This is a genomic window from Corynebacterium sp. 22-2729 (assembly GCF_053479475.1).
Genome location: NZ_JBRBCA010000001.1, coordinates 72,067 through 85,911 on the forward strand (window position 1 = coordinate 72,067; position 13,845 = coordinate 85,911).

Here is a 13,845-nt window from a genome sequence, read left to right on the forward strand (position 1 = left end):
GAGGAAGAACTACTTCTTCAGCGACTCCAGCGGAGTGAAGCGCTCGCCGTACTTGGCGGCCAGCTCTTCGGCGCGGGCAACGAAGCCTGCAACGCCGCGGGTCGGGTAGTCGCCACCGTCGCGGTCCGCAACCTTGCCCTCCGGCAGGGTAGCGGCGGCCGGGCGGTCGTAGTTCTTAATGTACTGGCGGGTACCGCCGGTCCAGGCCGGGAAGCCGATGCCCATGATGGAGCCGATATTGGCATCCGCATCAGAGGTCAGCACGCCCTCGTCGATGCACTTCTGGGTTTCCAGAGCCTCCGCGAACAGCGGGCGCTCGACCAGGTCGATGAAGGCCGGTGCGTCAGCCGGAACGTTGGAGCCAGCGGATACGCCGGTGGAATCAGCAGCGGCCTTCTTGGCAGCGCCGACGGTGGCAGAATCCAGGCCGTGGCCAGCAACGGTGGACTCGGCGTCGGCGACCTTCACCTTGCCAGCGCCCAGCTCGTCCCACAGGCCACGCCACAGGCCGGCACGGCGACCCTCCTCGTTGTACTCGTAGAAGCCCTTGCCCTCCAGCTTGCCGGGGCGGTCGTAGACGTCCAGCATCTTGTCCACAATTTCGGTTACGCCACCGTCGTCGACGGTGAGGCCAGCGGCCTCCTGGGCAGCACGGGTCTCGGAGCCGATCTTGCGGGCCAGCTTCAGGTTCAGCTCGTCCTGCAGCTGCAGCGGCGGTGCCGGGTAGCCGGCCTGGCGGCCAGCGGCCTCGATCACGGCCGGGTCGATGCCCTCAGCCAGCATGCGCATAGCCTCGTTCAGGAAGAAGCCGATAACGCGGGAAGTGTAGAAGCCACGGGAGTCGTTGACGACGATCGGGGTCTTGCGGATCTGGCCGGTGAAGTCCAGGGCCGCAGCCAGGGTCTCGTCGGAGGTCTCCTCGCCCTTGATGATCTCCACCAGTGGCATCTTGTCGACCGGGGAGAAGAAGTGGATGCCGATGAAGTCCTTCGGGCGCTTTACACCCGTAGCCAGTTCGGTAATCGGCAGGGTAGAGGTGTTGGAGCCCAGTACACAATCCTCCGGCACGGCAGCCTCGATCTCTGCCCATACCTTGTGCTTCAGCTCGGTGTTCTCGAACACGGCCTCGATCACAATGTCGCAGTCGGACAGGTCAGCGTAGTCGACGGAAGGCTTGATGCGATCCAGCAGGGCCTTGGACTTCTCCTCGGTGGTCTTGCCGCGCTTCAGCGCCTTGGCCTCCAGGCCCTCGGAGTAGGACTTGCCCTTCTCAGCGGCCTCCATCTTGATGTCCTTCAGCACGACCTCCATGCCAGCCTTTGCTGCCACGTAAGCGATCGCTGCGCCCATCATGCCGGCACCAACCATGCCCAGCTTCTTGAACTGCTTCTTCTCGACGTCCTTGGGGCGCTGGCCGCCACCGTTGCAGTACTGCAGGTCGAAGAAGAATGCCTGCATCATGTTCTTGGAGGTCGTGCCGGTGACCAGCTCCACGAAGTAACGGGTCTCTACGGCCGTGGCCTCTTCGATGTTCTTCAGCTGTGCGCCCTCAACGGCGGCCTTCAGGATGGCCTTCGGAGCCGGCATCGGTGCGCCCTTGATCTGCTTGGTCACGTTAGCCGGGAAGGAGGGCAGGAACTGTGCCAGCTTCGGGCTGGTCGGGGTACCACCCGGGATCTTGAAGCCCTTCTGGTCCCATGGCTGGGTAGCTTCCGGGTTCTCCTTGATCCACTTCTTCGCAGCGTCGACCAGCTGGTCAGCCGGGACGATCTCGTCGATCAGGCCGGTCTTCAGTGCGTCCTCTGCACGGAACTGGCGTCCGGTGGTCAGGATCTTCATCAGTGCGTCCTGCAGACCCAGCATGCGAACCACGCGGGTCACACCGCCGCCACCCGGCAGCAGACCCAGGGTGACCTCTGGCAGGCCAACCTTCAGGCCTTTGGCGTCAGAAGCAATGCGGTGGTGGGTAGCCAGTGCGATCTCCAGGCCACCGCCGAGAGCCGCACCGTTGATGGCGGCGACAACCGGCACGCCGAGGGTCTCGATGGCGCGCAGGCCGGCCTTCATGCCGTCGATCTGCTTGGTGATTGCTTCTGCATCTTCCGGGGTGGACTTGATCATCGACTTGATGTCGCCACCTGCGAAGAAGGTCTTCTTTGCAGAGGTGATAACTACGCCCTTGGCCTCGCCGGATTCCACTGCGCCCTGCAGCTTCTCCACGAGCTCGGGCAGCTCGCCCTGGAAGGTGTCGTTCATGGTGTTGATCGGCTGGTTCGGGTCGTCCATGGTGATGGTTACGATGCCGTCGCCATCCTGGTCCCACTTGAACATGCTCATGTGTGATGCTCCTTGTTTTATGTATTGACGCCCTCACGCATCCGTTCGCGGGAGGAAGTCAGAGGAAAATTTTGAGTGTTTCTGGTGCTTTTGGTTTGCGGGAAAGGTCGGTTAGACGCGCTCGATGATCGTGGCCACACCCATGCCAGCTGCGACACAAAGGGTGATCAGGGCGTAGCGACCGCCGGTGCGGTGCAGCTCGTCGACAGCGGTACCGGTGATGATCGCGCCGGTGGCGCCGAGCGGGTGACCCATGGCGATGGCGCCACCGGAGACGTTCAGCTTCTCGTCCGGAATGTTCAGCTCGCGCTGTGCACGCAGTACGACGGAGGAGAAAGCCTCGTTGATCTCCCAGATGTCGATGTCCTCGGGCTTCAGGCCCGCCTTGGCCAGAGCGGCGCGGGAAGCTGGGGCCGGGGCGGTCAGCATGATGGTCGGCTCCACACCGGAAGTAGCGACGGAGACAACGCGGGCGCGCGGGGTAAGGTCGAAGTCCTTACCGGCCTGCTCGGAACCGATGGCCAGCAGCGCTGCGCCGTCGACGATGCCGGAGGAGTTACCTGCGTGGTGCAGGTGGTTGATGCGCTCCAACTGCGGGTACTTGGTCTGTGCGACAGCGTCGAAACCACCCTGGTCGCCGATCATGGCGAAGGCGGACTTCAGGCCAGACAGACCCTCGACGGTGGTGCCGGGGCGGATGGTCTCGTCGCGGTCCAGCAGGGTCACGCCGTTCTGATCCTTCACCGGAACGACGGTGCGGTCGAAGCGGCCTTCTTCCCAGGCCTTGGATGCGCGCTCGTGGGATCGAGCTGCGAAGGTGTCCAGATCCTCGCGGGTCAGGCCGTCCAGGCTGGCGATGATGTCAGCGGAGATGCCCTGAGGGATGAAGTCGTTGTAGAAGTTGGAGGCCGGATCCATGGCCAGGGCGCCGCCGTCGGAACCCATTGGGGCGCGGGACATGGACTCCACGCCACCGACGAAGACCAGGTCGTCCCAGCCGGAGCGGATCTTCTGGGCACCAAGGTTCACGGCGGTCAGGCCGGAGGCGCAGTAGCGGTTCACCTGGAGGCCGGTGGCGGTGTACGGCAGGCCGGCGTTCAGGGCGGCGGTGCGGGCGATATCCATGCCCTGGTCGCCGACGGGGGTGACACAGCCAGCGATGACGTCACTGATGCGGTTAGGGTCGATGCCCGGGTTGCGCTCAATGATTGCCTCGATCAGACCGGAGAGCAGGTCGACGGGCTTTGCGGTGTGCAGGGAGCCGCCCGGCTTGCCCTTGCCACGCGGGGTGCGGACGGCGTCGTAAATGAATGCCTCTGGGGCGCCAGTGTTACTGGTCATGTCAGTCCTATTTCCTATCGTTCTCGACAGTGATTTGTTAGTGATTTGTACGCGCAAAGCACTAACCTTGTGTCTCACGCCACATTACCCGTTCTTTGGGGAAATAGTTGTAGTCTTATGTCTTTTCTTGCCCCTTTTATGCCCCACGTGGTGCCCCCATTGAGGTGGATCATGGGGGATAGCCGGGGAATCAGCACTTTTGAAAGACCAATACCAAGTTCGAGACCGCGAACTCGCGTAGCCCCGGAACCCTCACCATCCACCATGCCCACCACGGGTGATACCGCGGGAAAGCGGCCACGAGCTCGGCGGGATCATCCGCGCGGGCGTGCACCTTGCGGCCGTATTCCAAACCATCAGAGGCCGAAACGTTAAACAGGCTTTCGCCCCAACGGTTTTTCGGCGGCTTGCCCATCTTCTGCTCATAGCGCCGGGCTGCGAACTCCCCGCCCACGTAGTGCTGCCATAGGCCGGTTTCGTGCCCGCCGAACGGACCCAACCACACCGTGTAGCTGTAGATCATTACTCCGCCGGGTTTCGTCACCCGTAGCATTTCGTCCGCCATCCGCCACGGATCCGGCACGTGTTCGGCGACATTGGAAGAGTAGGTGATGTCGAAGGCGTCACTAACAAAAGGTAGATCTAGCCCCGAACCCCGCACCGAGGTCTGCAGCTTAATACCTGCGGCGGCCATCTCGCCGACGTCCGGTTCGCAGGTGTAATAATCCGCGCCGGCTTTGTCGAAGGCCACGCCGAAGTAGCCGGGTCCGCCGCCGACGTCCAGGATCTTTGCGCCATGCAAAGGCTCTTCAGCTGCACTAGCTGTTAAGCCACGCACGCCGGCGTAAACGTCCCGGATCAATCCGACCGTGTCCGCAGCTAGGTGGCCGTAGAAAATATCCGGGCGAGTTTGCTCGTATTTGAAATCATTCAGCAGGCCAAAAGAACGGCGTAGCGTCGCACGGCGACGGAAGACGCTCAACGCTGTGTGCTGCCGGGAGGGGTGGTTATTAAGACTCATCGAGTGTCCATCTTTTCAGGTTGCGAGGCGATTGTGCGCACGTTTCGCTAAAGATTCGCCAAAGCCCTCAAAGGTGCTGGCAGGGGTGGATAGAATAGTGTTCATCATGAAAGTACTGCTTCTCTGTTGGCGCGACACGAACCACCCCGAAGGTGGCGGCAGTGAGCGTTATTTGGAGCGAGTCGGGCAGTACCTCGCCGACCAAGGCCATCAGGTAGTTTTCCGCACGGCACACTACTCCGGTGCGGCGCGTTCGGAACAAGTGAGCCCCAACTTCCGGTTCTCCCGTGGAGGCGGAAACTTAACGGTCTACTTGCGTGCCCTAGCTGCAATCCTTGCCGCGCGTCGGGGGCGGGGGCCGTTAGCGGATATCGGGCGCCCAGATGTGGTGGTGGATACACAAAACGGTGTGCCTTTCTTCGCCTCCCTCGTAGCGGGCGCGCCCACGGTCGTGCTCACCCACCACTGCCACCGTGAGCAGTGGTCTGTCGCAGGCCCGGTGCTCTCCCGTATCGGGTGGTTTATCGAATCGACCCTCTCGCCATGGATCCACCGCCGTCGCCGTTGGGTCACTGTCTCGGCACCGTCGGCCGAGGAGTTTATCGAGTTGGGTGTGCCTCGCGGCAATATTGAGATCATTCGTAACGGTGTGGATCCGGTTGCTTCCTCTTTGATTCCGGACGCCCCTAACCCCAACTCCGACGATGCCATTGAAGAACCGACGATTCACTTGGTGGCGCTTTCTCGACTGGTGCCCCACAAGCAGATTGAACATGCGCTCGACGCGGTAGCCGCGGTGGCGCGCACCCACCCGAACGTACGCTTGGACGTTATCGGCGACGGGTGGTGGGCCGACCGTCTGCGGGACTATGCCCGCGAGCTGGGCATCGAACCGCTGGTGATCTTCCACGGCTACGTGTCCGAGGAGTTGAAGCACCGAATCCTCAACCGCGCCTCGGTGCACGTAATGCCTTCCCGGAAGGAAGGATGGGGTCTAGCCGTCATTGAGGCCGGGCAACACGGAGTGCCAACCGTGGGTTATGAGTCTTCTGCCGGGCTGCGGGATTCTGTTATTGACGGGGAAACCGGTCTGCTGTGCGATTCGCCAGGTGGGCTGATGAACGCGGTGGAGTTTCTCCTGGACAACCCCGAGAAGCGCCGGGCAATGGGGCGTGCCGCGCAGCGCCGTGCGCGGGAGTTCTCCTGGGAAGCTACCGGAGCTTCATGGGAGAAACTGCTGCGCGAGGAGGCCGAGCACTAGTCTGCCCCTGGATTGTGCGCCATAGCCACAAGCACATTCCCCACATCATGAGCATCCAGTAGAAAGTCATGCCCACGTACAGCGGTGCGCGATCCTGCACAGGGTTGTGCGGAAGTGTCGGACTTTGTACCCGGAAAAGCTCGTAGTTATCGGAGCTTAAGACTCGGCGGATTCCCTTCGAGTTCAGCACCTGCATAGCTTTAGCCATCGCTTCCCCATCGTTGACGGAGTACCAGTCCACCAGCACCCAGCTCACGCCGTTGCGTTTCAGGGTGTTCTTGCCGCTCATAAGGTCAGACAGGATCGCCATGCTGGCCGGGTTGCCGTCGACCACGTGACCATCGACGATCAAAAACCCCGGATCCATCGGCGAGCCCGGCAAGAGCTTCAGCCCAGGAGCCACGTGTGGTCGGTTGTTTCGGGTGCGGTAATTGCCGGGCGGTAGCAGCACAATCTTTCCCTTGGGCGCGCCAGAGATGATGTTGGACATTTGATTCCAAGTATCGGAAAGCTCCACACGCTTCAGCGGGGCCATGTCGGCAGGAAAGGCCGGAACCGTCAGGACACACGCAGCCGCCAGTCCCACGGCCGCCGCCTGAGGCGCCCACTTCGGTGGAGCTGTGGACTTAGGAGAATTTTCCCGTGCACGGCGCGGATCCAGCCGTTCCACGGCGACGGCCAGGAGAAGCACAAAACCGGGGATGGCCAGGCAAACGAACTTGGTTGTATCGCGGAACATGCCCGCACCGGGCACATGGCTAATGGCAAAGCCCATAACATCCACGCCCCAAGGAGTGGCCAGCAGAGGGGGCGTCACTAAGGCAAGAACCGTCAGTACCGCGGCGGCCCGGTAGACGCGCCATAGCTCTTTAAAGCCGAACAACAACACTACGCACAACAGCATGCCGATGACCACAGACATCAAAGTGCGAGAAGGTGGGGAAGCCTCAGCGTTCCACACACCGGAAAGTCCCATGGTGGAGGCGAGGGGGCCTAGAAACGATTCGCCACGGGCGGAGAACAGAGAAGCCGACAGTGCATCGGAGCGGGTCTGCGAAGGATTGGAGATCCACAGCGCCGGCAGCATCCACGGAAGGGAAGCGACAGCGCTCGCCGCCAAACTGTGCAGGCGTTCCCCGCGTGAAGGAGCAAAAACCAGCGCCGTGATCAGCGCCAAGATCAAGCCCGTGGGGACAAAACCGCAAAGGCAGATCGCGACATAAAGAAGTCCGTGGCGGCGAGCCGCAGATAGATAAGCGATGGCGGGCAGCAACATTCCCGCAGTGGCGACAGTCCATTGCCCTTGCAGAAAACGCTCGATAACAAAGGGGTTCCACACGACGAAAAGTGCCGCCAATAGCTGTGCTGATAGCCGTCCCTCTGCCATCCCCCGCACCATCTTGGCCGCAAAGAAACACCCCATCAAACTTGAGACAATGACAAGCGCGCTGGCGATGAAGGACACCGGGATAGTCGGGGAAAACAGGGCGAGGATCGCATCCTGCGGTAGGGCACGCGGAGCGCCCTCATTAATCCCCAGGTTGTTGGAGTTATCCGGCAGCGAGTGGGGAACAAACATGTCCCGCAGTAGATAAGCCTTGGTGGGGTCGGGGCGCAGCCCCAACCAAAACGGCCACAGAGTAACTACGGAAACTACAAAAGACCACCCCAGCACGATCAGGCTATCGCGCTTGGCGGTGGTCTTAAGCGACTGCGAATTCACAGTCAATAGTCTAGTAGTTCAGCGGGGATTATTTGCCTGCCAGGCGGGCTGAACGGTGAGCAATCCAGCCGATAACCAGAAGGATCAGGCCGACTGCGCCTAGAATCCACGGCAGGATGGTGCCCATGAGCTTCATCTTCTTGATGCCGTCGCTGGCCTTGCTCATCTGCTGCTTGCGAGACTCATCGTCCCACGCGCCGGGGAAGTACACGGCGGTGCGGGTCGGATTCTTGATCTCTTCTTCCTTGTTTTCGTAGATGCGCTGAGCGTCCTCGTCGTCCTGTGCGTAGTACTGGAAGACTTCCTCGGAGCCGTTGACGATCACGCCGGTATCCGGCTGCACGCGCAGCACGCGGTGGACGGTGTAGTAGCGGGACATTTCGACCTCAGGGCCGAGGTCTTCCTTCTTGTCAGCGCCTTCTTCGTCCTTCTTGTCGGCGTCCTTCTTGTCGTCCTTCTTTTCGCCGGACTTGTTCTTAATCTCGTCCTCGCTCAGACCCCACACCTTTGCCGGGAACTTTAGGCGCAGCGCAGCCAGGGTGCCCTCGTCACCCTTGGATAGCTCACCATCGGCCTCCAGGCGCTCACGCAGAGCCGGGTACAGCTCGGTTGGGGGAACGGTCTGCTCGAAGCGGTAGACCTTCTCGCCATCCTGCTCCTCCTCGCCGACGTAGTCGATCGGCTGGGTCTTTAGGATCTGCATGTCGAAGTAGTCGTAGGACTTACGGTCAGTGCCCATCGGGAACTGGTAGGTGATACCGGGGCGGGTAAACGGCGCCACGGAGGTCTCAACCTCTTCGTCCTCGCCCTTCTTCGCCGCTGCATCCAGCGCTGGTGCGTTCAGCTCCACCGAGGACGTCGGGTCTGGCACAGGCATCTGGGTCTTGCGATCCAGGGTGACGTGGTCGATGGAGGCGCTAATCAGGTTCTTCGGCTCCTTCCTGTCCGTACGGAACAAAGTCTGGCCGGCCTCGAATGTCACGACCTTATCGTCCGAGGGTTCCTGCGCGGTCGTAAAACGCTGGGACTGCATCTCGAGCCCCTTGCTGATAAAGCACTTGATCTGCGGATTGTCGCCCTTGCACTCGGGCTTGTCCTTGTTGTCGCCGACCGGCTTGCCGGAAGCTAGTGCGCCGGAATCCAGCAGATTACCTTCGGTCTTTGGGGTGCCAGTGGTGGACACGAGGTCCAGTGGCAGCACCTTGCCCTTCGGGACGACATAAGTGGGCAGTGCAATGGCAAAGACCAGCAATGCCACGCCGAGCACGATCGCTACGGAGGAGAGGATTCTCTTCATAGGATGGTTTTCCTGACTCTATTTGTCTGCTTTTATCCGGACCACTGGCCGGAGGAACAAGATTCTGATGTGACTGTAGTTAGCCTGTGAAGCTTCCAATACTTTAGCCAATCAAAACTAGATACTTCGTAGATTTAGAATATTTTTCCAGAAAAGTCTTGTTTGCAGCTTCCGCCTGCAGTTTTGCTCTATACAGTCCACCCGGTCGGTTATGCTGATCCCGATGAGCCCAAAGAAAGTATCCGCCCGACCCGCGCCTTTCCTCCCCGCGTTGGAAGGTCTGCGCGCGATTGCCTGCTCCGGCATCATCATCACCCACGTCGCGTTCCAGACTGGTGCGGATACCGGCAACCTCCTTAACCGCATGATGGCGCGCACGGATTTCTTCGTCCCAGTGTTCTTCGCCCTCTCCGGGTTCCTACTGTGGCGCCGTCACAGGGCGGATTTCTCATTGTCGACCTCGCACGACAATCTGATGACTCTCGCGGGCTACTACGTCAAGCGTCTCGGGCGCATCTTCCCCGCCTATCTGGTTACCGTCGCCATAGTTCTGCTGTTCTTCCCGGTAGCGGGTGCACCAACGGTATGGCAGATGCTATCCAACATCACCATGACGCAAATCTACGTCGATGGTGGTCTCATCGGTGGGCTGACTCACCTATGGAGCCTGTGCGTGGAAATGGCCTTTTACCTCGTTCTTCCGTTAATTGGTGTGGCGTGGGGGCGTCAAGAACGAAAGTGGCGTATCGCGTGGATCGTCGGGGTGGCGGCGGCAAGCTTTGGCTGGGCTTTTATCCCCGCATTCGCCGACGCGCCGGAGCCGGGCGGGCTTAATCCGCACATCATGCCACCTGCATTTATTGCGTGGTTCGGGGTGGGATTGCTCGGTGCAGAGCTGGAGTCGATCGTGCAGGATCGCGCCTACGCACTGACGGGTAAGCAAGGTGCCGAGGGCATTGACGCCCGTTACCAGTTGCCAACGGTTCGAGCTATCGCGAAGTTTCGCTGGGTGTTTTGGCTCCTGGCTGTGGGGGCGCTGGCGGTCGCGGCTTCGGATGGACCGGAAGGGCTTACACACGCGGCGCCGGCGGAGTTCGCCCGCCGGACGCTATATGGGTTGGTGTTTGCGGCCTCGCTGATCGTGCCCTATACGTTGGCGCCAAGATCCACGTTCCTGGAGTCCGCGCTGATGCAGGCACTGGGGCGTTGGTCCTATGCGATCTTCCTGTGGCACATGTCGCTGCTTTCTATTGTGTTCCCACTGTTGGGCGTGAACCTTTTTAGCGGGCACACGGCGCTGGTACTGGTGGCGACGTTCGTGTTGAGCGTGCCGGTGGCCGCGCTGAGCTACTCCGTGGTGGAGGAGCCTGCGCGCCGGGCGATTAACTCTTGGTGGCGTTCGGTGCGCGCAGACCGGAAAGACCGGGCGAGTACCGAGCCGACTACGACCAGCAACACGACGGCCAGTGCGCCGTTAACAACGAACCCACCTGCGTAGTAGTTTCCGCTGCCCCAGTTGCCGCGCACACACAGCAGCAAGGCGAGGAATGCCGCTGCGCCAGCGACAACTTTGGCCGCGCGGATAGCCCGACGCACTCGTGGAGAATGCTGCGCAGGCTCCTCGCTTGCCACCAGTTCCGGGCGCGGCAGTCCGCGTGTCCGTCGTGCGACGAAAATGCATAGCCCCACCAGGACCAACGCTGCGACTAGTCCGATAGCCAGCCAGGCGCGGTACAGTCCCGTGCCTTCGAAGTGGATCTTTAGCAGCCCGGAGGCGCCCTCCGGGACGATCCACCCCTGCTGCCATCCGTTGACGGTGATAGGTGTCAGCTGAATACTTTCGCCTCCGCTCTCCAGGGTGGCGATCCGTCCGGGGTTTGCTTGCGAGGGGCTGAATAGTACGCGCTTCTTGTCCGCAGGTTCCAAGCGAGTGCCTTGCTGCAGGGGCTGGGCCGCCGGTGTTTCCCGCACTGCTGCGGCGAACAGTGGCTCGGCAACTGTCAGCGCCGACCAGCGTGCGGTGGTGGACAGGACGTGCTTGCCCGCTGTGAGGTTGAGCGTGTCCCCGCAGAAGTAGTCTTGCCCGTCGATCGTTACCGGCGCACCCTTCTTTCCGTCAGCTGTGCATTCGGAGGAGTGGACAACAACCGGCAGTTCGCCGGTACCATTGCCAACGGATTTGGGAATCTCAAAGCCACGCAGCATCACGGATTCATTGATCTCTTGGCCAAAAACCCACCGGTTTAGCGTCGACTTGTTATCGCTTTCCCCGGCAGCAGGCACAGTGGGTACTCGCCGCGGGGTCACGTCCTCATCGCCGTCGGCCAGTACCTTTGCCTCGGCGATGCCGAAGTCACCGAAGGCGCCCACAATCGTTACGCGGATCGAATCTGCGCGCCCCGCGGGCACCTTGACCTTGTTCGTTTCGCCGGGCTTGAGGGTAGCGCTGGTGCCCGAAACCGTCTTGCCCTGCAGATATGTTGTCACCTGCACGCGTGCGGGCCGCCCCTGAATGTCTAGGTGCAACCCAAGCTTGTTGTGTGCGTCGCCCACCCGGAACTCGATGTACTGTCCGGCAACGTTGCCGACCGTCGGCCGCCACGCGGTGCGCTGTGAGCCATCCACTGCGGAGGTTGCCGACGAATATGTTTCCGCACCACCGAAGCCCGTTGGGTCTGCTGCGGTTGATGAAACACGTACCTCGCCCTGGGCTTCCACATGCGTCATTTCCTCCGGAGACAGCGGACGCCCATCGGCATCGCGCACTGGGTAATCCCGCACCGGATTGAGTACTTGGCTGGGATCGTCGAGGCTGCGGATCTCACTGTCGGCGCCCACCACGTTGCCGTAGTTATGTTCACGCAGCGCAGGCGTGTCCGTTACCGTTTGTGCCGGTACCCCTAGGTCTTTTCCTTGGGACGCCCCCACGCGCGTCCGCGGCACGCCTTGCCGGCCTAAGGCAGCGTCCGCTGCCGCCAGGCGGGGAAGGGCCTCGGGGCTGGCATGGGCGACGTCGATACGTTCGGCGTCGATAATCCGCAGATCACCCGCGGTGCCGTCGGTGCCATCTGTAACACCGCCGTCGACGCGATAGATCCGCACCTGGTCGTCGCCGAAGGAGGCGACTTCCTCGAATCCGCCCGATCGGTCGAGGGTGCGCTGAACCCGCTTGGCGCCCGGCGTATCGGCAGCGGTGGTGAGGTCGTAGTGCAGCAGCAGATAGCCCACGCCTTGTTGCCACAACGTAGGGGCGAGGGTGGGGATGGCTGTGCCGGACTCGAGTTCGCGCTGGAGTCCGTCCAACCCACGGATGGCCTCGGGCTGCACTAGTGGCACGGAATCGCGCACGACCCACGGCACGTCCAGCAGTGGCTGAGCGGGTTCGTCGCGGGTGTTTCCCCAGGTCTGTCGACCAAATCGAGCCTCGGGTAGGATCATGGTGCGGGCAGGGGTATGGGAATCCCCGGCTTCCTTCTTGACCTCGGAGTTCAACCAGTCGGCGGCTTGGGTCCAATAGTCAGGAATCTGGCGGTACGCATCAGCGGCAGCGATGCGCCCACTCCATCCCGTGGCGGTGACCACGGCGATCAATAGGCTTATAGCGATGGCGCGGGGAACCTCCGGGTGCTTTTCCGGGTTGCGCCACCGTGCCCAGCGCTCGCGGCTAAGCCCTGGCCAGGGCAGGCGTGCAAGGCCGTGGGAGATGCCGGCCACCAGTGCGAGTCGCACTAGTGGATCGAATTTGTGCAGGTTGCGCAGCGGGGCGCCCGTACCGTCGAGAAATATGCGACCCCACACGGAGAGCGGAGAGATCGGGGCGGTGGCGAACACCATTGCGCCGATTCCCACTAACAGAATCGCCAGCCAGCGACGGGCGAAGGGAAGGTTCGGGCGGGTAAGCCCCCACAGGCCCAAAAAGGCGACCAGTAGGGTTCCGGCGATGAAGACCGGTTCGCCGACCAGCACGTAGCCACCCTGACGCTCGGCGGAGAGGAAAGGGGTCCAGCTGGTGGTGCCGCGCAGAATCTCGGCGAGGTTCATCCAATTGGTCGTCAGCGAGGCTGACTCGATGTAATCCGTGAACGGCGGCGAATATTTCCCCAGCAGCAGGAGTGGGCCGATCCACCAGAATGTGGCGAGCAACCCGGCGGGAACCCACCACAGTGCGAAGTAGAGACCCACCCGTGGACGGCGTAGGCACATGCCGAGCCAGAAAATCACTGCGGGCAGGATGGCCACAACTGTAGCGACGGCATTCACTGCGCCGAGGAAGAGTACGGCCAGCGCGCTGAGAAGGGCGTATTTTGCGAGATAGACGCGTGAGCGCCGGTCGGGCCAACCTCGTCCACTTCGCGCTATGAGGGCGGCGCTCGCTACCGGCAACAACACCCAGGGTACAAGCGCGCACACCCACGCCTCGGAGCTAATAGCCCCCAACGTGGTGAGAATGCGTGGAGATAGTGCAAAGAGGATGCCGGCGATCACCCGCGAGCTGCGGCTACCGATCTGGAGCCGTTGCAACAGCAGGACAGTGCCAGCGAAAGCGAGCGTAAGTAGCAGCCCCCACCACAAGCGTTGCGTTACCCAATCGGGCAGGAAGGAAAAAATTGCGAAGAATAGACCGTGGGGGAACAGGTATCCGTAGGCCTGGTTCTGCAATTGCCCCAGGGGGAAAGTATCCGTCCAGGGGTACAGCGCTTGGCGTAGAAAGCCCCAAGGATCGGCCGTTAGATCCAGTTTTGTATCGGCGGAGGTCAGCCCGGGGGACTGTAGGAACGCGAAAAGAAACCACGCAAGGGCACTAAGAGCCCATGCGCGGCGAGAAAGGGGACGGTGCGCCGAAGTTGGCACGTGGGTGGTGCGCC

7 protein-coding genes and 1 pseudogene are annotated in these 13,845 nt (G+C 61.7%); 2 read left to right on the plus strand and 6 right to left on the minus strand.

Annotated elements, in window-relative coordinates; all coding sequences use genetic code 11:
* Positions 1-9: 9 nt before the first annotated feature.
* The 3 genes from ACUY2T_RS00320 to ACUY2T_RS00330 form a co-directional block, all read right to left on the minus strand.
* Positions 10-2,337 (minus strand): 3-hydroxyacyl-CoA dehydrogenase NAD-binding domain-containing protein, encoded by a 2,328-nt coding sequence (locus ACUY2T_RS00320; protein ID WP_448306861.1) that lies wholly within the window; start codon positions 2,335-2,337, stop codon positions 10-12.
* 111 nt (positions 2,338-2,448) lie between these two features.
* Entirely contained in the window at positions 2,449-3,678 is a 1,230-nt protein-coding gene (locus tag ACUY2T_RS00325; protein ID WP_448306862.1) for an acetyl-CoA C-acetyltransferase, read from the minus strand.
* Positions 3,679-3,868: 190 nt separating this feature from the next.
* A complete protein-coding gene (locus ACUY2T_RS00330) occupies positions 3,869-4,699 on the minus strand; it encodes a class I SAM-dependent methyltransferase (RefSeq protein WP_448306863.1) in 831 nt (276 codons plus the stop codon).
* A gap of 106 nt (positions 4,700-4,805) precedes the next feature.
* Here ACUY2T_RS00330 and ACUY2T_RS00335 point away from each other — a divergent pair, with 106 nt between their 5' ends.
* Positions 4,806-5,960 (plus strand): glycosyltransferase family 4 protein, encoded by a 1,155-nt coding sequence (locus tag ACUY2T_RS00335; protein ID WP_448306864.1) that lies wholly within the window; start codon positions 4,806-4,808, stop codon positions 5,958-5,960.
* Here ACUY2T_RS00335 and ACUY2T_RS00340 read toward each other — a convergent pair.
* Positions 5,911-7,683, minus strand: a complete 1,773-nt coding sequence (locus tag ACUY2T_RS00340; protein WP_448306865.1) for a hypothetical protein — start codon at positions 7,681-7,683, stop codon at positions 5,911-5,913. The two genes, ACUY2T_RS00335 and ACUY2T_RS00340, sit on opposite strands and share 50 nt — an antisense overlap.
* A gap of 28 nt (positions 7,684-7,711) precedes the next feature.
* Positions 7,712-8,980, minus strand: a complete 1,269-nt coding sequence (locus ACUY2T_RS00345) for a DUF3068 domain-containing protein (RefSeq protein WP_448306866.1) — start codon at positions 8,978-8,980, stop codon at positions 7,712-7,714.
* Positions 8,981-9,203: 223 nt separating this feature from the next.
* Between ACUY2T_RS00345 and ACUY2T_RS00350 the strand changes: the two genes are divergently transcribed.
* Positions 9,204-10,478, plus strand: a complete 1,275-nt coding sequence (locus ACUY2T_RS00350; protein ID WP_448306867.1) for an acyltransferase family protein — start codon at positions 9,204-9,206, stop codon at positions 10,476-10,478.
* A 1,292-nt stretch (positions 10,479-11,770) separates the two neighbouring features.
* On the opposite strand, the pseudogene ACUY2T_RS00355 reads toward ACUY2T_RS00350, so the two are convergent.
* A pseudogene (locus ACUY2T_RS00355) lies at positions 11,771-13,831 on the minus strand (DUF3367 domain-containing protein); the annotation flags it as partial.
* Positions 13,832-13,845 lie beyond the last annotated feature (14 nt).